The sequence below is a fragment of the Dapis hubbardiae BLCC-M172 genome (genome assembly GCF_050016015.1).
In the GTDB taxonomy this organism is placed as follows: domain Bacteria; phylum Cyanobacteriota; class Cyanobacteriia; order Cyanobacteriales; family Microcoleaceae; genus Trichodesmium.
The window spans coordinates 1-24,572 of record NZ_JBNHEQ010000253.1; the positions used below are offsets into that span (position 1 = coordinate 1).

The window sequence follows — 24,572 nt, forward strand, 5'->3', positions numbered from 1 at the left end:
TCATAAAGAGAGTTGGGGATTTGTTTGGGCTTGAAATTTGCTAAAGTCCCGATAAGGGCGTCGGTACGGGAGTGTGGGAGGTGTGGGGAAGGGACGTTGCATAAGGGCGTCCGTACACATAATAATAATTAACATTAACTGACTAATTATTAGGGAATAATTTATTTTATCTATTTTAATTACTTGATAACTGAAGTGTGAGTCAAGTATAGCATTACTTTTGGTAATTGGTATAATCCCCTCAAAAAATCATCACCAAAAAATTATTCATAAAACATACTTTTGTGAATAATTTTTTATGAATAATTAGTTGATTTATGCATCAGCTACATAAAATGATAAGAGCAAGTATTTCTTAATCTGAAAGTCAAAGGTTATGGCTACCCTAGACTTACAAGAGTTTCCGAAATTATGAGGTACATATAGCAATTCCCAAAGTTATACAATTTTAATAAATGTTTGCTACAAATGAGTAGGGGATTTTTTAGGAGTCAGCAGTCAGAATGAATACCTTTAATACCATGTTTTAGATCGGAAATTATCTTTTTTGTCAAAGAGATATCTTCTGAAAAATATTTTTATTCCCCTTACTATTCGTAACATTCTTTTTTCAAATTGTTATTATACCAATTCCCATGCATTAATGCTCTACTTAATTAGAACTTCAGTTATTAAGTAATTACTTGATTAGAATAATTTTTTTGCTGATTTTAGGTAAGTTAACGTTAATTATTATTTATTTTTACTTCTCCCGTACGGACGCCCTTATGCAACGTCCGTACACTCTCTTACTCCCCTACTCCATTAAATGTAGAAAAGTTTTTGATAAATGGTATTATTAGGTACTGCCGTGTCAAGCCTTAAATGTTACTTGAGAAAAATGGCAGGATGCTTATTTTTCAAACCTTTTAGGCGTTGGTGAATGATTGTATGATTTTTAGGAGTCAGGAGTCAGGAGTTAGGAGTTAGGAGTTAGGAGTTAGGAGTTCAAACAGCTTTTTTCCTTACTATTAATATTACGACCATAAGAATTTCATACCTTATTTCACCAATACCAGCTTTTACTTAAAAATCTAATACACTATTTTAAGCTTGACGCGCCAGTACAGTTGTTTTCTAATTCCCTATTCCCTATTTTATGAAATTGGTATAACAAGATATTTTTCGGTGTAATGTGAAAAAAATGCTTAAGTTGTAGAAAGGTAAACCTCACTCAACCATTAATGAGAGAATATCAATATAAGCGAGAATTGAATCCTTGCCATATATAAATCTTTGCTACAAAGCTACAAAATCTAATTATGAATAATTCTAATTTCACAAACGAATTACAATGGACCCCTGAAGCTAAGACTAAATTGAAAAAGATTCCCTATTTTGTTCGGACTCAGGCACGACAAAGAATCGAAGAATTGGCCAGAGAAACAGAATCACAAATAGTAACAGCAGAAATAGTTGAGCAAGCTCGGTTGGAATTTGGCCAGTAGGACAAACGTTATATCAACCAACAAACTCAAACAAAATCCTGACTAGCAAAGCAATTACTTTTTGCGGTCTAGAAAAAGGTCCCATAAAGCTTTAGACTGGAGTTTTGCAGATAGTCGAGTTTGAGGTGTATAAAATCAACAGTGAGAAAAATTATAATTGCTGGCAACTGGAAAATGTACAAAACCCAAGTAGAAGCTAAAGAGTTTCTCCTGGGTTTGATGTCTCAACTAACAAAAACCCCCGAAGAACGTGAAGTAGTTCTCTGCACTCCCTTCACTGCACTAGATTTTATGTCAAAAAGTTTGTATTGGAGTCGGATCAAGTTGGGTGCGCAAAATATTCACTGGGAAGACGAGGGAGCCTACACAGGAGAAATTTCTGGCTCAATGCTGAAGGAAGTTGGAGTTAGTTATGTAATTGTTGGCCACAGTGAGCGTCGTCAATATTTTGGCGAAACTGATGAAACAGTGAATTTGCGCTTAAAAGCTGCTCAGAAGTATGGTGTAACTCCTATTCTCTGTGTGGGAGAAACTAAGCAACAAAGAGATTCGGGAGAGACAGAATCACATATATTTTCTCAGTTGGACAAAGATTTAAAGGATGTGGATCAAGGAAATCTAGTAATTGCTTATGAGCCAATATGGGCCATTGGTACTGGTGATACTTGTGAAGCTACAGAAGCTAACCGAGTTATTGGTTTAATTCGTGGTAAGTTGACTAATCCTAATGTCACTATTCAATATGGTGGTTCTGTTAAACCTACTAATGTTGATGAAATTATGGCACAACCAGAAATTGATGGTGCTTTAGTTGGGGGTGCAAGTTTGAAACCGGATAGTTTTGCTCGTCTGGTTAACTATCAAAATTAGGGAATAGGGAATAGGGAATAGGGAATAGGGAATTAGGAAATTAGGGAATTAGGGAATAGGCGAAGACAAAATTATTTGTTAATTATTTTTCACCATAACTTTAACAGCTATCTCTATTATTTTCCCTTTTTTTTCAATATTTATTTCTTCTCTCCTAGATAACTAAAGCCTTCTTCCTTCTTCCCCTGGATATAGGGACGTTCCATGGAACGTTCCTACCTCATGTAATACCATTTCTCAAAAACTTTTCTACATTTTGTTGACTAGGGGAGTAGGGGAGTGGGGGAAAAGTAAACATAAGAATAATTAACATTAACTTGACTAAAATTAGCAAAAAAGTGATTATGTTTTTTCAAATTAGTTAATAACTGAACTGTTACTGAAAAATTAAGCTATAAAGCCTCTCCATTCATGGATAAAAAAGCGGTTGTTTGCGGAGCAGTCCGTTAGGATGGGATGGCGTTAGCGAAGCGGGTCCGTAGGAGCGGGTCTCCTGCTCTTAACAGAGCCGCTCCGCTAACGCCATATCCAATCAACCAAGAGAAGAACAAAAAATTCCTTTGAGCCAATCCTATTCTTGATAATTAAGAGGTAATTATGCATTCTTAATAATTAATAATTAATTAATTAGCATAATTATTGAAGCAAGTATAGCGTTACTTTTAGGAATTAGTATAAAAGAGTAATACCATTTCTCAAAAACCTTTCTACATTTTATTGAGTAGGGGAGTGAGGGAGTGTAGGACGTTGCATACAACGTTCGTATGGGAGAAGTCAAAATAATAATAATTGATATTAACCAGCCAGTAATTATCAAAAAAATTATTCTGCTTGTCTGAATTACTTAGTAATTGAAGTTCCACCCAAGTATAGCATTAATGCATGGTAATTGCTATAATTCGGTAAACAAGGAATAGAAAAAATGGAGAGTTTAGCTGAAGGTTTTGTTTGGGGAAAACGTACCTACATAATGGGTATTTTAAATGTAACGCCAGATAGTTTTAGTGATGGTGGTGATTTTAATACGCCAGAAGCAGCTTTAATGCAGGTAAAAAAAATGGTGGAGGCAGGTGCTGATCTGATTGATATTGGCGGTCAATCAACTAGACCAGGATCTGAAGTTGTTTCTATAGATGAGGAACTTAATCGGGTTTTACCAATAATTCAGTTGTTAAGAAGTAAACAAAATATTTGTGCTGAAATCCCAATTTCTGTTGATACAACTAGGGCGATAGTTGCAGAAAAATCTGTTGAAGCTGGTGCTAATTTAATTAATGATATTTCTGGTGGAACTTATGATAATCAAATGTTTTCTGTGGTGGCTGCTTTGAAAGTGCCGATTATTTTAATGCACATTCGGGGGACTCCAAAAACAATGCAAAAATTGACAGACTACCAAGATTTAATTGGGGAAATTTATCAGTTTTTACAGAGTAGAATTGAGGTGGCTATTAGGGCAGGAATTGAAAGAGAGACAATTATTATTGACCCTGGTATTGGTTTTGCTAAAAATTACGAACAAAATTTAGAAATTATCCGAAATTTGTCAAAATTTAAAAGTTTAAATTGTCCGATTTTATTAGGATTATCTCGTAAAAGTTTTATTGGTAAAATTTTAAATCAACCTGATGCTAAACAAAGGGTTTGGGGAACTGCAGCAGGTTGTGTGGCAGCGATCGCTCAATCTGTAGATATTTTACGGGTTCACGATGTTAAAGAAATGTCTGAAGTTTGTAGAGTTGCTGATGTTATTTTTAGATAGGTAGTAGGGAGTAGGGAGTAGGGAGTAGGGGAGTGGGAGAGAAGTAAACATAAGAATAATTAAAATGCTCCTAATTAATAATTATCTTCGGTTGTTTTGATGGATGGGAATCCCGCGCTGCAGGTGCAGGTCAGCGTCGGGAGGATGTCAACAAAGAGGTTATTTTGTCTGTGTTAATTAATTAATATCAGGACTTACGCAAACCAAGCAAGAAACCGGGTTTATTACTTGATTATTGTCTCTCAAACCACCAAGCTTCCTTGACAAACCCGGTTTCTGCATAAGTCCTAAATATTTGAAGCTTTACCTAACGAGACTTTAGGAAAAAATAGGTTAAAAATAAAGTCAAAATATGATACAGTAAAGTTTTTACATTAAATTAATTTTTTTATTAAAATATCTAGGTTTCGGCTATTTTGAGCAATTCAGGTATTTCCCTTGCTAATACTTGGCTTAAAGCCATTTTCAGTGTTAAAAATCCCAAAGTACCGCTAAGTAGAGAATAGTAATTGAGTAGGTGTGCAAAATTAATTACACATATTTTAAGGTAATAATAAATCGCTGCATTTACAGAATTCGGCTGTTACAGCGTTTATTATTTTCTGTTTTGACTAGGTAATTAATTTTGCATAGGGACTTAGTAGTTGGTATAAAAATTAGGAGTCATAATTAAGAGATTATATGATTCAAGTTGAACTAGAGGAGTAGGGAAGTAGGGGAGTGGGATAGAAGTAAACATAAGAATAATTAAAATGCTAACTAATAATTATTACAGAGGTTATTTGGTCTGTGTTAATTAATTAATAGTTTAAGCTTTAGCTAAGTAGAGAATAGTAATTAGTAGTTAGTCTAAAAATTAGGAGTCATAATTAAGAGATTATAGAATTCAAGTTTAACTAGAGATGATATAATAATTAGTCTGGCAAAATAGCCGTGAAAGTTCCATGTTTTTCAATCAGGAATAAAAGGTAATTACTTAGAACTTTTAACTTTTGACTTTGGTAAAAGCTCAGTATTTTTTAACCAGGAATAAAAGCAATTACTTTTGACTTTTGACTTCGGTACTGATAACTGATAACTGAAATTAAGCCTCTAACCTCAGCGGTCGGAACTGATAATTGATAACTGATAACTGATAACTGATAACTGAAATGTCTCGCTCTCAAGCTCTCTATTCTTATATATTAATCCGTTTGCTATTGGCACCACTAATGTTATGGACAATTAGCACTGTAGTTTTCTTATTATTACGAGCAACTCCAGGAGACCCTGTGGATGCTATTCTTGGCCCAAAAGCTTCAACGGCTACTAAAGAAGCTCTCCGGTCTCAACTTGGTTTAGATGGTTCACTACTGAAACAATATTTTAATTATCTAGGAAAATTACTTAGTTTTGACTTGGGTACATCCATGACTACTCGTGGAGAGTCAGTTTGGCAAATTATTCAAAATCATTTTCCCGCCACTGTAGAATTAGCAGTATTTAGTATGGCGATCGCTCTAATTGTTGGAATTTCTATTGGGTCTATTGCTGCTTCTCATCCTAATACTAAATTAGATGTTGGTGGGCGTTTATTTGGAATTTTTACTTATGCAGTTCCGCCTTTTTGGGCAGGGATGATTTTACAATTAATTTTTGCCGTACAGTTAAAATGGTTTCCTTTAGGTACTCGTTTTCCTATTGGTGAAAATACACCTCCAAACATTACAGGTTTATATACAATTGATAGTATTTTAAGTGGAAATATCGGTCATTTTTTCACAACTATATATTATTTAGCTTTGCCGAGTTTAACATTAGGAATTTTGCTAAGTGGTATTTTTGAAAGAATGGTAAGAATTAATCTCAAACAAACATTACAAGCTGATTATGTGGAAGCTGCTAGAGCAAGAGGCATTTCTGAATTAAGAATATTATTTGCTCATGCTTTGAAAAATGCCATGATTCCAGTAATTACGGTTTTGGGATTAACTTTTGCTGCTTTATTAGGAGGAGCAATATTAACAGAAGTAACTTTTTCTTGGCCTGGTTTGGCAAATAGATTGTATCAAGCAATTAGTTCGCGAGATTATCCGACGGTGCAAGGAATAGTCGTATTTTTTGCAGGTATTGTTGTGGTGGCTAGTATTTTTATTGATATTTTAAATGCTTATATCGATCCGAGAATTAGGTATTAATGGAACTCAGGAGTTAGGAGTCATGAGTCATAAGTCATAAGTCAGGAGGGAAGAGCAGCAAGTTTTTATTACTAATTAGGGCTTGCTAATTAAATTTCAAAGCATTTGGAGATAAAGGTTTGAGCAATTTTAGGTCTTTAAAAAGTACCTGGTTTTCAGTTCTTCATCTTCAAAAAGTTAGCATTTTGGGTAAGAGTTTTGGAAAAAAATTACCGAATGATTAAGGTTTAAAGCCTTCTATTTCAAGAGAAACAATGAATTTATTTTCCTTTTATTCAATCCTCTTCCTTTTAGGTAGAGTTCAGCAATTAACAATGTTCATGTCTGCGACAGCAGAAACAATTAATAATTAATAATTACCCCTTCTTGAAACGGATAGGATTGGCTCAAAGGAAAATTTTTTTTTATTTATCCCCTTGAAAGGGGAAGCTTTAAACCTTAATTGTTGAATGAATAATTAATTATTGAATATCAACTCTTAATTATTAATTATTCGGTAATTATCAATTATTGAATCCCCTACTACCCCGCTCCCCTACTCCTTAAAAAAGACTTTTTCAGCAAACCCTAATTATCTGGCATGATATTACTCCCCATCTTCCCTATTCCTTAAAACTATCAAAGGGGAAGATCAAAACCTAAATATATTCATACTTTTATGGTAGAACTTTCTCTAACCAGAAAGGAGAAAGTTTTGGTATACCACTTGCATTATATTAAGCACTATTGACAAAAAATGCTGCAAATTTTACTATTGCGTATATCGCAATAGTAACAAAATCATGTTTGTTGGAACGACAGAAGCAGCTTCTTTATTGAATATTTCAACTCAAAGAGTACGAGTCTTAATCAAAGAAGGTCGGATTCAAGGAGCCAGAAAAATCAATGGTCGCACTTGGGTGATTCCTTTATATAGAGGAATGCCAAGAGTTTCTCGTAAAAAGCGCGGACCTAACCCCCGTTGGCACTCATGTAGACATTGTGGCAAAAATACTATTCATTTCAATCGTCCTAATATTACTGTTAATAAAGATAATAAAAATACCGATCTTTATGTACTTTCTGCTAAACGAGGAAGCAAGACTTTAGCCAGAGGTCACGAAATTGAGATTCACGGTCCTTGTAAAATTGTTTATCGACCCGATAAACCTCATTCTTGTGGAGCGACGGTCTGGATTGAGACTTTGGCAACGGCAACAATGTTTAATTTTAACGGTACATTCGAGCAAGTTGATAGTAGATGGATTGGAGAAGAGTAGTTAATGTGAGAAATTAATTAGAAAAATATTGAGCAATTAACAGCAATATCTTGACTGATTTATAAAGATAGAGAGCCTTTGCGTAAATATTGCAGAGGATAGAAGTGTTTAAGTCAAATTAATATTCACATCAAACATATATTTTTTATAGGAATTACACAAACAAACCCAGTTTCTGATAAAAATCCTTGGTTTAAACAGATAAATATCTAGCAAAAACAGGGTTTATTGGTTAAAATGTGAGTCATGTTTTAGTTAAATAAAAGCGATTATTTTTTCTAGTTTTCAGACTGTGTTAAAGCTACCAGAGCGAGTCAATAGATAAAGTTTGATTTTTATAAATCTTACTGCTTCTCGATCTTTATGTTCAGATTTCCAGACTGGATTATATTGAATTATAATTAATGGTTCAACTTTAACCATTAAACAATCTAGTAAAAATGCTCAAAATTAAAAATTTACTTCTAACTAGCAGTTTTTTTTACCTTTACTTTTCAACTTATTGTTTGGCAAAAACTCCTGAATTTTCTGAATATTCTTTCAGAAAAACATCTATGAATATTATTTCTCAACGTCAAACAGAAACAGAGGAAAATTTAGAATCTCCAAATATATTTTCTCCTAACCCCCTAGAAAGCACTGAACCAGATCCACTATTACCAAATCCTCCTACTTCTGGAATTCTAAGTGGAGAAAAACGAGAAGAACTTTCCCAAGAACTTGACAGACTTAATGTTGAAGCAGCAGGACTATTAGGAGCAGGAGAAATAACTAAAGCTTTTGAAATTTGGAACAGAGAACTACGTTTGCGTCGTTATCTTGGTCAAGCAGAAGAGTTGGCAGCTTTGTCAAGAGTTGCTGAAATAGCATGGAATAATAGTCAAAAATTGCAGGTGCAATGGATTACAAGAAGACTGGAAATTTTACAACCAGAAATTCAAGAGGAAGAACCTCCTAATTTGGAATTGTTACAAGCATTAGGTTCGGCATTTAATACAGTTCGAGCTAAAGATCCAGCAGTTGAAGTTTATCAACAAGTTATTGTTGAGGCAAGGAAACAAGAAGATGTCGTTACGCTAAAACAAGCTTTAACCGCTATAGGAGAAATACATTTGAATTGGTTAGATTATGATAATGCAGCGATCGCCTATGAAGAATTATTGGAGGTTCAGCAGCAGAGTAGTTCAGAAATATCTGAAATAGAAACAACAAATCCTCCCGTAAGTGGTAATTTTGAAAAGGTAAATACTCTCGAACAATTGGCTTTTATTTATAATCAAGGGGGGCAACCTTTACAAGCAATTACAGCTAAAGAAAGGTTGGTAGATTTTTACGAAGGTCAACAAAATATTACAGAAGTTCCAGAGATAAAAATATCTATTGCTGGAGATTATGAGGAACTTGGCAGACTTAATCTTGCTAGTCAATACTATCAGGAAGCTTATGATATTGCTCAATCAATTCAACGGTTTGTAACTGCTAGTGATGCTTTAGAAAATTTGGCTGCTCTCTATCTTTCTCAGGATGAAAAAGAGGCAGCAATTGAAATATATAAGGTGCAATTGTTGATGGATCAACAGTTTGTTAATGTTTATGGGATGATGGAAACTTATGACCGCATGGGGCAAGTTTATTCACAGTTAAAAGCTTTTGGTTTGGCAATGTCATCTTTTCAAAGAGGTTTAGAATTATCGAGACAATTGGGAGGATATCGAGAAAGTTATTTTCTAGAAAAGCTTGATAAGTTGAATAGAGGGAGGAATAATTGAGATATAAGTAGTGGCGTGAACAACTAAAATGTTGTAATAGTAGGGGCGGGTTCTAGTTAATACCAATTCCGATGGATTAATGCTATACTTAGGTAACACTTCAACTATTAAGTAATTAATCTAAGCTAAATTACCTTTTTGCTAATTTGAGGGAATTTAACGTTAATTATTCTTATGTTTACTTCTCCTGTAGGGACGTTTTGCTAACGCAAAGCTCCGCTTTATATGTCGGCGACAGCCGAAGTGCGTAATTAGGAGCATTCCGGAACGGAAAGTTGTGCGCCAGCAAAACGCTGCGCGACATGGAAAGCGGAGCATTCCGGGACGGAAAACGCATTTTTGTTATACAACTTCCCTACCCACACCCCTACTCTCCTGCTCAAGTAAATATAGAAAAGTTTTTGAGAAATGCTATAACTTAATCAGGGTCAACATTTAATCAAAGGAATCACCCGAACTTAGTTCAATATTAGGTTGTTTGCCTTGGCAGGTTTTGGTGTTCGTTCTCTACTATTGCGTATATCGCAATAAGACCGAATAATACATTAGCACTTCTAAATCGGTTATAGGAGCGATCGCTTCTCAAAAAAATTAATAATGTAGCTTGTAGTTGGACTTTAGTCCTAAAACAGGTTCGTAGTTGGACTTTAGTCCTAAAACCTATTATATTTCTGGGTTAGAGCAAAACTACTGGCGCGTCAAGCCTTAAATTGTGGGTTAGGATGGAGCAACGTACTAAGACCTCTCCCCCAACCCCTCTCCTGCTAAGAGAGGGGAGAAATTCCCCCCTTCCATCCTCTCCCCCCTTTCAAAGGGGAGCAGGGGGGGATAGGAAGGGGGTTGGGGGGTGAGGTTTTTTAATGCACATTTTCAAGCTTGACAGGGCACTACAAACATAAAATTTAATTATAGCTAATTATCGAGGCATTGTATCGCTCCACATATTTTTTGTCGAAGATCGACAAGATTGATCTTTTGCTGTTGATTTTCGACAATGCTTTGATTGGCTTGTGCTAGACTTTCCTTAGTTATGAATAAAAGCAGTAACCCGAGGGTGTTTCTACATTTAATCTAACCGTAGGTTGGGTTGAGGTACGTTTGCGGAGCATTTCCAACGGAAAAACCCAAAAACAACAGATACAACTTTGTTGTTGGGTTGCGCTGTCGCTTAACCCAACCTACGTCTAACTAATTGTGCAAACAGCTTTTTGCTCCTACATCTAACCCAAAACTTAACCATTACAAATCCTATGATGATCAAAAAAATGTTCAAACCTTTAGTTTCCTTTGCCATTCTACAACTAGCTGTTGCCCTACCTGCTACAGCAACTAGCAATATTCTGTACCTAAACTCTATCCGTGGTTGGGGTACTACTAGCGTAAAAGATTTTTGTAGCACCATCGCCGACTTTGTTGATAACTACGAAGATGGCAATGTATTCGACGTTGATTTTGTGCAAACCCATGTTTCAGGATATTTAGCATCTTTTCTGGCGTTGTCAGATTATTTGATGAATTATAGTGAAAGAGTGGGAACAGGGACTTCTTTAAACTTAAGGTAATGAATCAGTAGTCGAATTGAGTGCTTTAACATTTCAACAGACTTAGAATAGCACAAGGTTTTGCGATGTAACCGAGCGAATTTATGACGTAGCGCGTGTATTTTCTCCCTCTACACGAGTCATGTAAGTCTTACTAACAATCTGATCTCTAAGGGGAATAAATTTAGTATAAACTGGATTACCATCGCTCACCCAAAAGTAACATTGCCACCAGAACTTAGGGTCTGCCATAATACCATAAATGTTTCCGCACTATGGTCTCCTACTACCCAGCCTAAAATACCGGCTTGAAAATGATCTACAGCAGTCCAGACCCAGATTTTATTTTTTTTTCCGACAAAGGTTTCTAGTTCATCCAATTCTCCTACCTCTGGGATAGTTTCTGCCCAGGAAGCATCTGGTAGAAGTGTTCCCACAAGGAAAGACCCAATCCATAATAGTTGTGCGTGAAACTCCTGTAATTCTCTCTATTCCACGAAAACCCATGCCATTAACATACATTTTTAAGCAGTTGCGCTTGACATCATCACTGTATCCTCTATGTTGATATTCTGTGATGAACTGACGACCACACTTGACACAGATATAATTTTGCTTACATGCCCTATGACCATTTTTATGAATATGGTGGCTGTGGCATTCTGGACATTCCATTACATTTTTCCTTGAACTTTACACGCTTATTATTCTCTCAATCATCTTCTTTTCTGACAACGCCTCTTTTCTCAATGCTAAACCTATCGACTATTACGACCAAATTTGGTTTGATACAACCATCTATAACTCTTCCCTTCTCAATGCAGCAGACTTCGATGCTCTCAATACTTGGTCAGTAAACAAGCAACCAGAATTTATCCTTGATAGTTCCTTTTTCATCCGCAATAAAACCAGTAATACTATGACTGCTTCTGCTGGAGCAATGACTGTTAATCAAGCACTAGCACTACAGGATGTTGGAGGTGGTATTTTTATTGGCACAGATCATAATGATTTTGCCTACACTGCCAACCAAGTTCTTGCTAATTTTGGCTTTGATAATTTTTTCACTGGCATTCATCATATCACCTCAAACGGCTCTTTCGTAGGCGACTCCATACTTGCTCCTAACTCCGTTGGTTCTGACTTTTTCTACAATCATCTACAGGGTTTATCTACAACAAACGTACCCATCGGGACTCATGTTTTAAACGAAAACGGTGGCAACCGCACCATCAATATATATGAAAACAAATTTTCATATAGTCCGAATAAAATTGCACATATTGATACCAGTTTCGAGTCAGGTAGGCGACTCTCAGATATCATAAACCCAGAACCACCACCAGAGTCAGTTCCCGAACCTGGTTCAATTTTTGGTCTATTTCTATTAGGTGGTTTCGGTGTTCGTTCCCTACTATTGCGACATACGCAATAATACAAAACAATACATTGCCATTTCTAAATCCGTTATTAGAGCGATCGCTCTATTGAGATACAAACATCGTAGGGGCGATTCGCGAATCGCCCCTACAACACCGAACGTTCTCCCCCACATTTTTTGTCGATTTTCGACAATATTTATCTTTTGCTGTCGATTTTCGACAATGCTTTAATTAGCTTGTGTTAGACTTGACTTGGTTATGAATAACAACAGTAACCGCATTTTTACAGAGGAGTTTCTACATTTAATCTAGGGCAAACTAACCTTTCTCCCTACATCTAACCCAAAATACCAATTTAATACTTTCTTGAATTAAATATAAAATGGAGGAACAATTTCAAATATGAAAGCAAAACTGTTTTCCTGTGTAACTACAGTAAATCTTGTAGTTAGTTTAGTTTTTGCCCAACAAACAAAAGCAGCAACTTTAGAGTTTTTCGATCACAATGATTTTGTCAATTCTACTGGAAAGTTGACTGTTATTGACTTTGATGATTTACCAACAGGTAATGGTGTTTTATCGGGAGACGAATTCGGGAGTCAAGGTCTGATAATTGTTCAGCGTGAAGGTCTTCCTATAAATGTACTCAGTGGCAAAGATATCGACATGGGCTTTCCAGGCAATGTAAATTCAAAGCCTAACGTTATGTCTTCCTCATTCATTCTAGGAAACTACAACAATGCAAATTCGGACAATTTCGATTTTCTCCTTGCCAACCCTTCTTTCTCAGCAGGACTATGGATAGGAAACACAAGCTCTGGAGGCAATGATACAACAGAAGTCCAGTTTCTTGATAATTTCGGTCAGGTTATTGCTAACGAGATTATTGGTTTTCATAGTCCTGGTCTGATTACTGGTAACAATATTTACGACAATCGCATTTTTTACGGTATTATGAGTACAGTACCTATTGCGACAATTCGTACAATAGAACCAGCTTTTGATGGTGACGGGATTACATACGATGATATTCAATTTGATTCCCCGGAATCTCGTAGTGTTCCCGAACCTAGTTCAATTTTTGGTCTATTTCTATTAGGTGGTTTAGGTATTCGTTCTCTACTATTGCGACATAAGCAATAATACAAAACAATACATTGCCATTTCTAAATCGGGTATTGGAGCGATCGCTCTATTGAGATCAAAACATCGTAGGGGCGATTCGCGAATCGCCCCTACAACACCGAACGTTCGCCCCCACATTTTTTGTCGAAGATCGACAAGATTGATCTTCGCTGTCTATTTTCGACAATGTTTTGATTTCTCTGTTCTAGAATTTTATTGGTTGTGAATGTCAAGAATAAACATCGCCTAACCAAATCTCCTACCACTAATTTACATTGTGCGGAAAAATGAGTTTTATTACCAAAAATAAAAAATTAGCAGCATCTATTAAATTTAAAGATATTAAGTCTCGGATCAACCAAACTATTAAAAATATCCTTTTTAAGAATTTAGAAAAACAAATCTCCCTAGTTACTGAACTAGAAAACAATGGGGTTATCTGTGAGGTTAGTAACAAGATTTATGAAGATTTATTATGTTTTGCCAATCAAGATCCCTCTGCCAAAAAATCTCCAGAGTACATTCTGGAAAGCTATCTCTCCTTTCAAGCAGTTTTATCCTACAGAGTTGCTAACGCATTGTATTGCTGTTCACAAATGTTAGAAACAACTGAATCAGTAATTAATCTACAAATAATTGCACGGAAAATATCTGAAACGGCAAAAGTAAAAACGGGTGTTGAGATACACCCTGCAGCTAAAATTGGTAGTAGATTGATAGTAGACCACGGTTACGGCACTGTAATTGGTGAAACAACTGAGATTGGAGATGACTGCTACATCCTGCAAGGAGTAGTTTTAGGAGCAAAAACTATAGCTGGAAACTATGATAGTAAGAGGCATCCAACTTTGGGCAGTAGAGTCGAGGTAGGTAGTTTTGCCAGAATTTTTGGCCCTGTAAAAATTGGTGATGATGTGAAAATTTCTCCCTGGGCAGTTATCACTGAACACATTCCTAGTAATTCCAAAGTCATTGTGATTACAACTAATCAAGTTGTTAAGAGAAGAAATTTTTAGCAAGTGAATCTATAATACTTCTGATAGTTCTTATAAAATTGCTGTGATAATTTCAATATGCAGATATCATCCCCTATCAACCAACTTACCGAAAAAGCAAAACAGATACTCAATCAAATTACCTATCTCACCTTAGCAACAGTAGATCAAGAAGGACGCCCTTGGAACTCACCTGTCTATTATGGCTTTGATGAAGATTACACATTTTATTGGTCATCATGGACAGAAAATCAGCACTCTCAAAATATTATTAATAATGGGCAGGTTTTTGCAGTTGTTTATGATTCAACAGTATTGAGTGGAGAGGGATTTGGTGTTTATTTCCAAGGTATAGCTGAAGTTATTGAAGCAGAAAACGAAATATTCAATAAAGCAATTGATAGTATATACACTAAAAATGGCAAACCAAAAAGAGACAAAAAATATTTTCTTGGTTCAGGAAAACGACGTTTATTCCGGTTTATGCCAACAACTATTTGGGTTAATGTGACAGAACCTTATGAGGATTATTTTCTGGATAAAAGAGTAGAGATTACTCAAGAAATTAAGCAATAAAAAAAGCCCATATTGCGGGCTTTAAAATTCCGAGTTATAAATACAACTTTCCTCATAATTTCGCGGGATCTACATAAATATAATTGTCAGAATTTTTGAGTAATTCTACAGCTTCTGTAAGATGCTGACGGTTTGCTTCTGTTGAAAGAAGATAGTCTGTTTCATCAGTTTCAGCAGATTCTTTAATTGACATACTCCCGACGTTACCCTTACGGGACAATGCGGGATTCTTCAGTCTGGGAAAACCTGACCGCTGTTTTGACAGAGGTGATGTCCTCCCCCTGTATATTGAGCTTGATTATAACAAAATGTACCTAGTTAGTCAAGGCTATAGGAACGTTTAGCTTATGAAGGTATCCGAATCTTGGCCCTGGCTTTCCCATACGACGCTCCCCTGCGGGAGAGCGCGGGACTTCCCGCCAGGAAAGTTAATAAAATTGCTTCGACAACTGTTCCTTCTGGTAAGTCGAGGGGAGGTAAATCAAGTTGACCGTTTTTAATAGTTGTTTGATATTTTAGTGTATTCATAGAATTGTGCCATTCTTGAGACTTTTTACAGCAGTTTTCATGCCAGTAGACCATAGTAGGGGCGTTTGCGGAGCATTCCGTTAGGAAATGGCCATTCGCCCCTACTTCCTATTCCAATACCTCGAAAGATTGAACTTCCAAGACTGGACCAATCATTGCGATCGTCATAACATCATCTCGCACCACACCTGTAACGTTCACCTTCTGGTCAGACTTACATAGCTCGGTAGGAGCATCCTTTAATTCATAAGTTGCACCATCAGTCACTAACGCCCAAGTACCAGTACCAAATCCTTGTTTTTCCACAGTACCACTCACTGTAATACTCATGCTAACCTTTCCTCTGTTCTAATTGCCAAACGTGCTAAACCTAAGCATAGCAGGGCATTCACAACTAAGAAAATCTGAGCAGGTATACCAGCACCTAATCCCCAAACTGCGGGATCGACAACAGCACTCACAATTAAACAGCTAGCGACACCAATAGCAGTACCGATCGCTACCCACTTCCATTGCTGATTACCTAATAAGAACACTATTAATAATGCTGGAATCAAAACACTAGCAAAAATGGGATTCAAAATACCACTACCTTGAATTGCTCCACCCAGTTCGGGTACAGAACTACCCATCACACGTATTGGCCATTGAGGCAAATCAAAAACATAGAAACCACGCAGGAAAAATAACCCACTGCTACCAGCAACTAATCCAGTATGCAGAGGAAAACTCCAACTGAAAGGGAAATAATTCCGTAGCAACCAAGCTAATAGATAAGACCCTAATACCATTGCTAGCTTTGGTAACAACGCCACTGCACCACCATCTAGCCAAAAACCAGGATTGAGATAACCGTTATCATGCAACCACCGGAAGAAGTCGCGGAAGGTGATTTGACCTTTAATTGCTAACTTGACTGCTGCTGCTGCATCCAACTGACCTGCACCAAAATGATTTAATGGGTCTTCTTTGACAGCTCTGGCAGATTTTTTGAGAATGTTGGTGATTTCTTCTGGGTCTTCAATACCACTAGCTTTGATTAATGCTGCCACACCCGCAACGTGGGGAGATGCCATACTTGTTCCTTGGAAGGAAGCAAATACACTCTTACCATTTTCTGGGTTAATAGTTTCTTGCAGAATACCGCCAGCTTCATTTTGACCTTTGGTGGAACCACCAGGAGCAGAAATATCAACTCCTGCACCAAAGTTGGAATATGGAGCTTTTTCTCCAGCGGGGTCAGTAGCGGAGACACCCACAACATGGGGATAACGAGCAGGATAACTGGCTGAATTTTGGTTAGCATTACCTGCTGCAGCAATAACAACTACCCCTTTATTGTGAGCATAGTTAATTGCTTCTTTCATTATTTGGCTTTCACCGCCACCACCAAGACTCATGTTAATAACGTCTGCACCATTATCAGCAGCAAATTTTATGGACTCAGCAATATCAGAAACTGTTCCACCACCGCTAGCAGCTAATACTTTTAGAGGCATGATGCTAGCTTCGTAGGCAATACCTGCTACACCATAATTATTATTGGTAGCTTGGGCAATAGTACCTGCAACATGAGTACCATGACCATTGTCGTCAGTGGCTGATGTGCGGTCATTAACAAAATCGTACCCTGCTACAAATTTAGTTTTTTCCAGGTCGGGAACTTTGGAAACACCTGTATCAATAACTGCTACTGTTATGCCGTCGCCTTTGGTTTCATTCCAGGCAGATTCGACATTGATGCTGCGGAGGTTCCATTGTTTCCCATACATGGGGTCGTTAGGAACGCCGTCACCACTATCAAAGATTATGGCATCTGCGCTATAGACATAGTTTGGTTCTATATATTCAGTATATTTGCCTAGAGAACTTCTTAAATTTTTGAGGAGTTGGCGATCGCCCTTGACAATATATACATTATCTGATAAAGAAAATTCACTATTTAGACGAGGTGTGACTTGGTATTCATCAGAGATTGTCCTAATTTCATCGACAATTTTAGTAACTCCGATGTCTTCACGGAAGTCTAACACAATTGAGTCGTAGGTTCCTTTATTGGCCAAACCAGAGAAATTAGATAAGGCCCAACCAAGCCCAATTAAGAATAAGCAGACAAACAGAAATTTTTTCATTGTTTGAGATATTCACTATAACTGAGGACTTTTTTACTACGATAGCTTAGAGTTTGCAGTATTGGACGGTTTTTTCATTACACTAATAGTCTATATAGTAGAAAATCTAAAGGTTAATATGGAAAGAGGTTTATTGTGGTTGCCCCTATTGGGTGTATTTATTTGGTTAGCTTGGGCTGGTTGGAATGAGTATCAAAAGTTGGAAGCTTATCGTGCTTGGGCAGAATCTTTTGAGAAAGCCAAATATGATATTTATGCAGTATTGGGTCAGAATGGTGAAAGTATAACTTGGGGGAGACCTACACGCAAGGGACCTGTTAATTTGGAAACTTTTTCTTTGTCAGATGTGCGATCGCTACAATTATTAGTTAATAATAATTTAGTAGATCCGGAAAATCCACCAAGTCAAGGTAAAGTAGTTCTGGAGTTTATTTTTTCTAATTCTAAAAATATCCAAATTCCTTTTACAGATATTGATTTAGCTGTTAATTGGTGCAGATATTTACAGCAAAAATTGTATAGCGCGTAGCGCTAGGGAATAGGGAATAGGGAATAGGGAATAGGGAACAGGGAACAGGGAACAGGGAACAGGGAACAGCAAAATATTAAAGAGTTTTTCCTGCGGAAATGCTCCGCAAACAGGATTTAGAAATGTCCTAACCTTTGCTTCGACTGCTATAGTAGTTTAATTCAACTTTAGTAAATTTATCTGTTCCCTAAAAAAAATAGATATTTCATCAAAAAATTTCGGAACGTTTCATAAAAAACTGTTCACCATTTCAAGGATATATCCAATTTTTCTGAAAGGCAAGAGGAAATATAAAAGCTAAATGATTTTTAGCTTACCTTGCTATAAGTTTAATGAATTTCCGGGAATTATTATAGTATCAATTTTAGATTATAAAATCAGGACTTATGCAACAAAAACAATTATACCAATTACCAAAAGTAATGCTATACTTGATGAAAACTTCAGTTATTAAGTAATTACTTTAGTGTCATAAATTTTTTGCTGATTTTAGGTGATTTAATGTTAATTATTCTTGATTTTTTCTTCTCCTGTAGGGACGTTGCAAAGGCAAAAATGCGTTTTCCGTTCCGGAATGCTCCGCTTTCCATGTCGCGCAGCGTTATCCTGACGGACTGCTGCGCAAACATGTCTGCTCTTAGTCGTTAGCGTTTGCGGAGCATTCCGATAGGAAAGCTTTGCGCCAGCAAAAACGTCCCTACACTTCCCTACTCAATCAAATGTAGAAAAGTTTTTGAGAAATGGTGTTATATGCCATCTGTAGGGGCGAATGGCATTTGCTAACGCAAAGCTCCGCTTTATATGTCGCGCAGCGAAACGCCCTTACTAAAGGGGGCACTTTTGACTTTTAATATAGAATCAGGTTATATAGTATATGTTTATAACTAGACTTAAATATTCAATCTCCCCTACTCCTCCTCTCCCCTACTCCCCCATTCCTCCAACTATATAATAAGTATTCAACCGGATTTGATATAAATTCCCTACCTCCTAAAAAAATGGTATTAAAATTTCTCAAAACAGTTAGTAAAGCAGTGGCAGAAGCAGCCAAATTTGTTACTCTTAAAAAAGATGGGAAATCTACAACTATAGTAACTACAAAAAATCCAGCTTTAGCCCAACGACAACAAAATATTCAACTAGAACAATTAAAACTAGAATATATTCAAAATCAAGATAACTTTGATTTAGAAAAACTGACTCCAGATAATTCCCAAGAATTACAGGAATTTATTCAAATTACCGAAACTACTAGACTCGAAACAAATATAGATTTTCCAAGATGGCTGTTAGAACAAGAAAAAGCAATTCAAATAGAACTACTCAAACAAAACTATGAACTCCAACGAGAATTAGTCGCCTATCAACGAGAAACTTCTCTGCAAATTATAGAAGAACAAAAAAGATTAGAAAATTCTCCTATCTGGTTAGTTGCTGCCGATATTATTAACTCTCATCCAGAGGAAAAAATTCTGCCTCTGCGAGTTTTCTTTGCTCCGCCAAAACTTGTATTTGATAGACTTGAAGCAACTAATAATTCTCCTAATTTTTTTCCCAATCTTGAATTAACTTTAGCAGAAAGCTTACGACAATTTTTCAGAAATTATGCAGCTCAAGACAGAGAAATTGATTTTTTAGCAGGAGCTTGGGTAAGTAAATCTTTTCATAGTGAAGCTAGTATTAAAGCTTTATTTGGTGTCTTAAAATCTCAGCCAACTTTAGTTTTAGAATCAGAAGTTAATGGTAATTATCTCAATTTTAGAATTGCTTATTGGAGTTTGGGTTGGTCAAAATATCGTTACGACCCAGTTATTTCCAAGTTACCTTATCGAGATATTTTATATGAATCTGCTAAACTCCGAGCGCGTCGATGGTTAGCAATTAGGTCTAAGTTAATTGCTACTGGAGAAAAAGCAAAAAGAATTGATGAACTGTATGCTGGGAATAATTTAATTAACCTCAAAAAATTACAGCGAGAGCAAAAATTTAGAAAGGCTGGAATTGACATTAGTGAGTTGGATATGACTTATATTGTCAATCAAAAAGACTTTGAAGAATTAGGGAAATTTTTAAGTCTTTATCATTGTGTATTTGCTGGCTTAGTAGCAGATGAATATTTTTTAGTTGAATATAATCTCCCTCCTATTTTGCCGGAATTATTGCCGAATTTAATCAAAAATTTGCCAGAATCTTCAGAAGTTGATGAGATGATGGAAGCGGTGATTTTCTATTATCAAAAAATTTATCAAGCTTTAGAGACTAAACGTTCTGGTTGGATACCAGAATTAGTTTTAGATTTAGCTCAAAGTCTAGCAAATTTACAGAATAAAGTTTGGGCAATTACACAAATAGAAAATTCTCTAAAGTCTTGGTTAAAATTACGGGGTTTATCCTCACCTCCAGAAGAATTAATTTTGCTATTAGTAGAAATGGAATCTGTGGTAAAAACGGAAGATTTGGAATATGTAAATAAATTAAATCAATGTTTAAAAGCTATTGGCGAAACAAGGCAAATAAATATAAGAGAAATTTGCTATCAACGGGGATTAAATAATTTTAAAAAGGAAAATTATTCAGCAGCAATAAGCGATTTTGACCAAGCTATAAAACTCAATCAAAATTGGGGAGAGGCTTATTATAATCGTGGTTTTATTTACGCACAAATCGGAAAATATCAGGAAGCAATTAATGATTTTACCGAGGCTTTGCAGATAAATGAAAATTGGGTAGATGCCTATAATAAACGCGGTAATACTTTTAATCAATTAGGGCAATATGAACAGGCGATCGCTGACTATGAACAAGCATTAAAATTGCAGCCAGACTGTGAAGAAGTACGACAAAACTTAGGCATTATTCAGGGAGTTTTAGCAGCAAGAAAAGACAAACAACAAGAGGAAATAAAACCAAAATCTCCACCTGTTCAAAAAATAGCAAAACAACGGCAACATAAATTAGAAAATTTTGTTGTAGTTAATGAATTTCAAGCACATTCAGAAGGAGTAAGTTGTCTTGCTATCAGTCCCGATGGGCAAATATTAGCTAGTGGTAGTTATGATGACACTATTAAGTTATGGCGCTTGAGTACGGGAGAAGAAATTGCTACTTTGGTAGGTCATTCTGACGATGTGGAGTCAGTCGCGTTTCATCCCGATGGCGAGATATTAGCTAGTGGCAGTTACGACCGAACTATTAAACTTTGGCAGTTGAGTACAGGTAAAAATATTCGTACTCTGAGCGGAAATTCGGAAGATATTGAGTCTGTAGCATTCAGTCCCAATGGTCAGATATTAGCGAGTGCAGGGGATGATAACGAAGTTAAGTTGTGGCAGTTGAGTACAGGTAACGAACTTCATACTCTCAGGGGTCATTCTGAGAGGGTTTGGTCTGTGGCATTTAGTCCTGACGGTCAAATGTTGGCGAGTGGCAGTGGTGACAATACTATTAAGCTTTGGCATTTAGCGACAGGGCAAGAAGTTAAAACTCTCTGGGGGCATTCTGGTTATGTGAGTACGGTTGCGTTTTGTGCTGATGGTGAAATGTTGGTGAGTGGGAGCGATGACAATACTATTAAGGTCTGGCAGTTGAGTACAGGTCTGGAAGTAGGTACTTTGACTGGGCATTCTCAAAGTATTTGGTGTTTGGCAGTCACCTCCGATGGTACTTTGGTGAGTGGCGGTGCAGATAATTTAATTAAAATTTGGCAGTTGAGTACGAGTGAAGAGTTGGGTACTTTGACTGGTCATAATTTAGGAGTCTTGGCAGTGGCAATTTCTCCTGAAGGTGATGTTTTAGTTAGTGGTGGTGGTGATGGTTGTATTGACATACTCCCGAGGCTCCCCTAGGGGAGAGCGCGGGATTCTTCAGCCAGAAAAGCTCTGACCGCAGTTTTAACAGAGGTGATGTCCTCCCCCTGTGTTGATAGCAATCCAATTTTCTGTATCAGAAGTGCTGAGTTATAGTCTCTGTCTAGTTCCTGTCCACATCTAGGGCAAGAATGCCAGCGCTCTGACAAGCTCTTAGACACTCTGTTTACACACTCCCAACAATGTTGAGATGTACCTTTTGGGTCTACTTTGATGATTCTCTTGCCAAGTTTCCAGCCTACATACTCTAATACTTGAATAAACTGGCCAAATGCTGCATCTTGCAAAGACTTATTTAATCCTGACTTAGCTGATTGACCATTGGGTAAGAATTGACCATTATGACCTAATTTGGCTTTGCAACGTCGAACTAAATTAGCTATCTGCAAGTCTTCAATGAAAATAACACTTACATCACTAAACAGATGATAAGCCAGTTTGAATTGCCAGTCTAACCGTTGTCTAGCTATTAGTTGATGTAGCTTAGATATTTTACCTTTGAGAATTTTCCAAGGTAAGGAATGTTTTTGTTTCTTAGCTAATCTCATCTGAAGTTTAGACAAACGATGCTCAGAAAGCCTGAAAAATTTAGGAACTTCTAGAAACTCACCATCAGATGTAACAGCATAGTGCAACAATCCTAAGTCAATACATGCATGAGTTTTCTTCGGTGGGTTGAATTTCTGCAACCTCTACAGGTACAGTCTTATCTTCTATCGTGAAACTGATATACCATCCATCAACTTCACGAATTACTGTACCTGTCTTAACCTTGAAATCTTCTGGTATTGAGCGATTGTACACAAAGGGGACTAAACCAATTTTTGGTAAATTGACACAAAAACGACCGTTAGCATTTTTGACTATATTGGTATTTGATAACTGAGGATAACTGAACGAGTTATAATAATGCCTTCCTTTGAATTTCGGTCTACCACTGGTTTTACCCTTTTTATCAGGTTGGGTAAAGTTATCCATTGTGGTTTGTACACGCTGGATAACGTCTTGAAGAACCTGGGAGTGCATGGACTTATACTCAGGAAATAGTTTTTTAGTCTGTGCTAAGTCTGCCAGTTGAACAGTTTCCCAACATACATAACCATTAACTATGTTCGGATGCTTATCCCCTTTCTTGGTTATCGGGTTACCATTGCTGTCTTTTTTTCTACCGTCCCTTGTTTGTAGTCTAAATTCTGGAATATTTTGATAAATCCGTTCTACAGGTACTACTGAAACATTAAGTGGACAAGCATTAACTGGTGTGCGCGTTGCTTCAAACCAATTCAATCGTTCAGCTAAACGATAATTATATTGATTCTTAGCCATTTGTAACCAGTTAGATATAATCACCGCTTGCCTTTTATGTGGTTTGAGCTTGTACTTATATTTCAGTAGCATCCTAGAATCGACCTTTATATCTACTTTACTTATTATATCAAAAATAACGAAAAATCCCACAGATAACACCCGGCTTTCCCATACGACGCTCCCCTGTGGGAGAGCGCGGGACTTCCCGCCGGGGGAGTTAAATTTTTGAGGCACGGGGCCTGCTTGCGAAGAAAAAATCAAAGAAAAAGCACAGAAAAGATTAAAAATACTCCCCACACTTCCCACACTCCCCACCCCCATCATGTATAAAAAAATAAATACCAAATGGGTTCTATATATGTCGGTCTACTACAATCTACCTTCCTATTTACCAAAGTGTGCATTACCTTTGCCTATTATACCATGCCAACCCCATACAGGAGAGTCAAGAAATTTTAACATCTAACAATATTTGTAACTGAGTATTACTACGGCTGTATTAGTTTGCTAGATTGGAAGTGTACCACAAGAAAAGTTTCTCAGGAGAGGGAAAATGTGTACGAAAATAACAGGACGAACAAAAACTCTCCTCGCTACTGTTGCTACAACTGTAGTATTACTGTTCTCCGGTGTTAGTTCCGCAGAAGCATTTACTTTATTATACGAAGATCCAAGCGATACTCAGAAGGTAACGGGAATTGAAGATTTGACAATAGATGGAACCGAGTATGATGTTTCTTTTGAGTTTGGCAGTTTTAATGATGTGTTTGGTAACACAGGAGACTTGATCGAGCTAGAAGGAAAAACCCCTGAGTTTTGGGGAAATTACTCTGGAGCTATGAAGGCTGCGCAAGCCATTATAGATGCTTTAGGAGAGGATTCTTATGTATCCACTAGCCTATGGGACGAGTTGTCGGATGAAGTTTGGGTTCCATATCAAATGGACTATTATCCTGATTATTTTAGGTTTTGGGCTGACGATTCAGGAATCCTTGGTTGGGATTATCTTGACAACTTTTGGTCTGACACTTGCTACTGTGCGACTATAGCAACATTTAATGTTGTAGACCCACCGCCTCCTCCTCAACCAAGCGATCGCGTTCCTGAACCAAGCTTAATCCTTGGTTTGATAGGACTGGGCGGTTTAATGCTAGGGGACAAACGAAAGACTAGAGGCTAAATGGAAGTTAATCCAGTAGTGGACTGTTTCAGCTAAAACTGTGCAATAGATTTTTGTTTCTAGGTGTCTTTTTCTCCCCACCCTCC

The 24,572-nt window shown here is 36.9% G+C and carries 22 protein-coding genes and 1 pseudogene; 14 read left to right on the forward strand and 9 right to left on the reverse strand.

The annotated features are described in order from the left end of the window. The first annotated feature begins 1,301 nt into the window (after positions 1–1,301). From ACP6PK_RS23505 to ACP6PK_RS23535, 7 genes are all read left to right on the forward strand, one after another. Positions 1,302–1,487: a PCP reductase family protein gene (locus tag ACP6PK_RS23505; RefSeq protein WP_094673702.1), complete on the forward strand. Its 186-nt coding sequence runs from the start codon at positions 1,302–1,304 to the stop codon at positions 1,485–1,487. Between the two features lie 141 nt (positions 1,488–1,628). After that, positions 1,629–2,357: a triose-phosphate isomerase gene (tpiA, locus tag ACP6PK_RS23510; RefSeq protein WP_094673701.1), complete on the forward strand. Its 729-nt coding sequence runs from the start codon at positions 1,629–1,631 to the stop codon at positions 2,355–2,357. Between the two features lie 922 nt (positions 2,358–3,279). After that, positions 3,280–4,119 carry a dihydropteroate synthase gene (folP, locus tag ACP6PK_RS23515; RefSeq protein WP_426563167.1) on the forward strand — a complete coding sequence of 280 codons (840 nt, stop codon included), beginning with the start codon at positions 3,280–3,282 and terminating at the stop codon, positions 4,117–4,119. Positions 4,120–5,270: 1,151 nt separating this feature from the next. Continuing rightward, positions 5,271–6,296, forward strand: a complete 1,026-nt coding sequence (locus ACP6PK_RS23520) for an ABC transporter permease (RefSeq protein WP_094673699.1) — start codon at positions 5,271–5,273, stop codon at positions 6,294–6,296. Positions 6,297–7,078: 782 nt separating this feature from the next. Beyond that, positions 7,079–7,555: a helix-turn-helix domain-containing protein gene (locus ACP6PK_RS23525; protein WP_143437781.1), complete on the forward strand. Its 477-nt coding sequence runs from the start codon at positions 7,079–7,081 to the stop codon at positions 7,553–7,555. 554 nt (positions 7,556–8,109) lie between these two features. Next, a complete protein-coding gene (locus ACP6PK_RS23530; RefSeq protein ID WP_426563170.1) occupies positions 8,110–9,324 on the forward strand; it encodes a tetratricopeptide repeat protein in 1,215 nt (404 codons plus the stop codon). 1,265 nt (positions 9,325–10,589) lie between these two features. Further along, positions 10,590–10,886: a hypothetical protein gene (locus tag ACP6PK_RS23535; protein ID WP_426563172.1), complete on the forward strand. Its 297-nt coding sequence runs from the start codon at positions 10,590–10,592 to the stop codon at positions 10,884–10,886. Here the strand turns inward: ACP6PK_RS23535 and ACP6PK_RS23540 are convergent. After that, positions 10,841–11,540, reverse strand: a pseudogene (locus ACP6PK_RS23540) (IS1 family transposase). The gene ACP6PK_RS23535 and the pseudogene ACP6PK_RS23540 sit on opposite strands and share 46 nt — an antisense overlap. A 244-nt stretch (positions 11,541–11,784) precedes the next feature. On the opposite strand from ACP6PK_RS23540, the gene ACP6PK_RS23545 reads away from it, so the two are divergent. Further along, positions 11,785–12,300 carry a PEP-CTERM sorting domain-containing protein gene (locus tag ACP6PK_RS23545; RefSeq protein ID WP_426563174.1) on the forward strand — a complete coding sequence of 172 codons (516 nt, stop codon included), beginning with the start codon at positions 11,785–11,787 and terminating at the stop codon, positions 12,298–12,300. On the opposite strand, the gene ACP6PK_RS23550 is transcribed toward ACP6PK_RS23545, so the two are convergent. Then, a complete protein-coding gene (locus ACP6PK_RS23550; protein ID WP_426563176.1) occupies positions 12,280–12,420 on the reverse strand; it encodes a hypothetical protein in 141 nt (46 codons plus the stop codon). The two genes, ACP6PK_RS23545 and ACP6PK_RS23550, sit on opposite strands and share 21 nt — an antisense overlap. 229 nt (positions 12,421–12,649) lie before the next feature. On the opposite strand from ACP6PK_RS23550, the gene ACP6PK_RS23555 reads away from it, so the two are divergent. Further along, positions 12,650–13,390 carry a PEP-CTERM sorting domain-containing protein gene (locus ACP6PK_RS23555; RefSeq protein ID WP_426563178.1) on the forward strand — a complete coding sequence of 247 codons (741 nt, stop codon included), beginning with the start codon at positions 12,650–12,652 and terminating at the stop codon, positions 13,388–13,390. Here the strand turns inward: ACP6PK_RS23555 and ACP6PK_RS23560 are convergent. After that, positions 13,370–13,510 (reverse strand): hypothetical protein, encoded by a 141-nt coding sequence (locus ACP6PK_RS23560; RefSeq protein WP_426563180.1) that lies wholly within the window; start codon positions 13,508–13,510, stop codon positions 13,370–13,372. The two genes, ACP6PK_RS23555 and ACP6PK_RS23560, sit on opposite strands and share 21 nt — an antisense overlap. Before the next feature lie 149 nt (positions 13,511–13,659). Here ACP6PK_RS23560 and ACP6PK_RS23565 point away from each other — a divergent pair, with 149 nt between their 5' ends. Both ACP6PK_RS23565 and ACP6PK_RS23570 read left to right on the forward strand, forming a co-directional pair. Beyond that, positions 13,660–14,388, forward strand: a complete 729-nt coding sequence (locus ACP6PK_RS23565) for a serine O-acetyltransferase (protein ID WP_426563182.1) — start codon at positions 13,660–13,662, stop codon at positions 14,386–14,388. A 57-nt stretch (positions 14,389–14,445) separates the two neighbouring features. Next, complete coding sequence (locus tag ACP6PK_RS23570) at positions 14,446–14,943, forward strand: pyridoxamine 5'-phosphate oxidase family protein (RefSeq protein WP_426563184.1); 498 nt, start codon at positions 14,446–14,448, stop codon at positions 14,941–14,943. A 52-nt stretch (positions 14,944–14,995) separates the two neighbouring features. Here ACP6PK_RS23570 and ACP6PK_RS23575 read toward each other — a convergent pair whose 3' ends face one another. The 4 genes from ACP6PK_RS23575 to ACP6PK_RS23590 all read right to left on the reverse strand — a co-directional run bounded on the left by ACP6PK_RS23575 (position 14,996) and on the right by ACP6PK_RS23590 (position 17,603). Then, positions 14,996–15,136, reverse strand: coding sequence for a hypothetical protein (locus tag ACP6PK_RS23575; protein WP_168186704.1), 141 nt, complete (start codon positions 15,134–15,136; stop codon positions 14,996–14,998). Positions 15,137–15,288: 152 nt separating this feature from the next. Then, entirely contained in the window at positions 15,289–15,471 is a 183-nt protein-coding gene (locus ACP6PK_RS23580; RefSeq protein ID WP_426563186.1) for a hypothetical protein, read from the reverse strand. Positions 15,472–15,579: 108 nt separating this feature from the next. Next, a complete protein-coding gene (locus ACP6PK_RS23585) occupies positions 15,580–15,801 on the reverse strand; it encodes a hypothetical protein (RefSeq protein WP_094677378.1) in 222 nt (73 codons plus the stop codon). Further along, entirely contained in the window at positions 15,798–17,603 is a 1,806-nt protein-coding gene (locus ACP6PK_RS23590; RefSeq protein WP_426563188.1) for a S8 family peptidase, read from the reverse strand. The genes ACP6PK_RS23585 and ACP6PK_RS23590 overlap by 4 nt, the downstream gene beginning before the upstream one ends. Before the next feature lie 118 nt (positions 17,604–17,721). On the opposite strand from ACP6PK_RS23590, the gene ACP6PK_RS23595 reads away from it, so the two are divergent. Together ACP6PK_RS23595 and ACP6PK_RS23600 are read left to right on the forward strand one after the other, a co-directional pair. Further along, positions 17,722–18,132 carry a hypothetical protein gene (locus tag ACP6PK_RS23595; RefSeq protein ID WP_426563190.1) on the forward strand — a complete coding sequence of 137 codons (411 nt, stop codon included), beginning with the start codon at positions 17,722–17,724 and terminating at the stop codon, positions 18,130–18,132. 998 nt (positions 18,133–19,130) lie between these two features. Continuing rightward, positions 19,131–21,977 carry a WD40 domain-containing protein gene (locus tag ACP6PK_RS23600; protein WP_426563192.1) on the forward strand — a complete coding sequence of 949 codons (2,847 nt, stop codon included), beginning with the start codon at positions 19,131–19,133 and terminating at the stop codon, positions 21,975–21,977. On the opposite strand, the gene ACP6PK_RS23605 is transcribed toward ACP6PK_RS23600, so the two are convergent. Continuing rightward, complete coding sequence (locus ACP6PK_RS23605) at positions 21,974–22,633, reverse strand: RNA-guided endonuclease InsQ/TnpB family protein (protein ID WP_426563194.1); 660 nt, start codon at positions 22,631–22,633, stop codon at positions 21,974–21,976. The genes ACP6PK_RS23600 and ACP6PK_RS23605 overlap by 4 nt on opposite strands. Before the next feature lie 10 nt (positions 22,634–22,643). Further along, positions 22,644–23,630, reverse strand: a complete 987-nt coding sequence (locus ACP6PK_RS23610) for an RNA-guided endonuclease InsQ/TnpB family protein (protein WP_426563205.1) — start codon at positions 23,628–23,630, stop codon at positions 22,644–22,646. A 229-nt stretch (positions 23,631–23,859) separates the two neighbouring features. Here ACP6PK_RS23610 and ACP6PK_RS23615 point away from each other — a divergent pair, with 229 nt between their 5' ends. Beyond that, positions 23,860–24,486, forward strand: a complete 627-nt coding sequence (locus ACP6PK_RS23615) for a PEP-CTERM sorting domain-containing protein (protein ID WP_426563196.1) — start codon at positions 23,860–23,862, stop codon at positions 24,484–24,486. Positions 24,487–24,572: the final 86 nt, after the last annotated feature.

What these genes read in the sequence shown, in the direction of transcription:
- ACP6PK_RS23550 (WP_426563176.1), bottom strand. Translation starts at nt 12,420, where the DNA reads ATGTGGGGGAGAACGTTCGGTGTTGTAGGGGCGATTCGCGAATCGCCC.
- ACP6PK_RS23615 (WP_426563196.1), top strand. Translation starts at nt 23,860, where the DNA reads ATGTGTACGAAAATAACAGGACGAACAAAAACTCTCCTCGCTACTGTT.
- folP (WP_426563167.1), top strand. Translation starts at nt 3,280, where the DNA reads ATGGAGAGTTTAGCTGAAGGTTTTGTTTGGGGAAAACGTACCTACATA.
- ACP6PK_RS23520 (WP_094673699.1), top strand. Translation starts at nt 5,271, where the DNA reads ATGTCTCGCTCTCAAGCTCTCTATTCTTATATATTAATCCGTTTGCTA.
- ACP6PK_RS23610 (WP_426563205.1), bottom strand. Translation starts at nt 23,630, where the DNA reads ATGATGGGGGTGGGGAGTGTGGGAAGTGTGGGGAGTATTTTTAATCTT.
- ACP6PK_RS23585 (WP_094677378.1), bottom strand. Translation starts at nt 15,801, where the DNA reads ATGAGTATTACAGTGAGTGGTACTGTGGAAAAACAAGGATTTGGTACT.
- ACP6PK_RS23505 (WP_094673702.1), top strand. Translation starts at nt 1,302, where the DNA reads ATGAATAATTCTAATTTCACAAACGAATTACAATGGACCCCTGAAGCT.
- ACP6PK_RS23530 (WP_426563170.1), top strand. Translation starts at nt 8,110, where the DNA reads ATGAATATTATTTCTCAACGTCAAACAGAAACAGAGGAAAATTTAGAA.
- ACP6PK_RS23575 (WP_168186704.1), bottom strand. Translation starts at nt 15,136, where the DNA reads ATGTCAATTAAAGAATCTGCTGAAACTGATGAAACAGACTATCTTCTT.
- ACP6PK_RS23570 (WP_426563184.1), top strand. Translation starts at nt 14,446, where the DNA reads ATGCAGATATCATCCCCTATCAACCAACTTACCGAAAAAGCAAAACAG.
- ACP6PK_RS23580 (WP_426563186.1), bottom strand. Translation starts at nt 15,471, where the DNA reads ATGAATACACTAAAATATCAAACAACTATTAAAAACGGTCAACTTGAT.
- ACP6PK_RS23535 (WP_426563172.1), top strand. Translation starts at nt 10,590, where the DNA reads ATGTTCAAACCTTTAGTTTCCTTTGCCATTCTACAACTAGCTGTTGCC.
- ACP6PK_RS23525 (WP_143437781.1), top strand. Translation starts at nt 7,079, where the DNA reads ATGTTTGTTGGAACGACAGAAGCAGCTTCTTTATTGAATATTTCAACT.
- ACP6PK_RS23595 (WP_426563190.1), top strand. Translation starts at nt 17,722, where the DNA reads ATGGAAAGAGGTTTATTGTGGTTGCCCCTATTGGGTGTATTTATTTGG.
- ACP6PK_RS23545 (WP_426563174.1), top strand. Translation starts at nt 11,785, where the DNA reads ATGACTGCTTCTGCTGGAGCAATGACTGTTAATCAAGCACTAGCACTA.
- ACP6PK_RS23565 (WP_426563182.1), top strand. Translation starts at nt 13,660, where the DNA reads ATGAGTTTTATTACCAAAAATAAAAAATTAGCAGCATCTATTAAATTT.
- ACP6PK_RS23555 (WP_426563178.1), top strand. Translation starts at nt 12,650, where the DNA reads ATGAAAGCAAAACTGTTTTCCTGTGTAACTACAGTAAATCTTGTAGTT.
- ACP6PK_RS23590 (WP_426563188.1), bottom strand. Translation starts at nt 17,603, where the DNA reads ATGAAAAAATTTCTGTTTGTCTGCTTATTCTTAATTGGGCTTGGTTGG.
- ACP6PK_RS23600 (WP_426563192.1), top strand. Translation starts at nt 19,131, where the DNA reads ATGGTATTAAAATTTCTCAAAACAGTTAGTAAAGCAGTGGCAGAAGCA.
- ACP6PK_RS23560 (WP_426563180.1), bottom strand. Translation starts at nt 13,510, where the DNA reads ATGTGGGGGCGAACGTTCGGTGTTGTAGGGGCGATTCGCGAATCGCCC.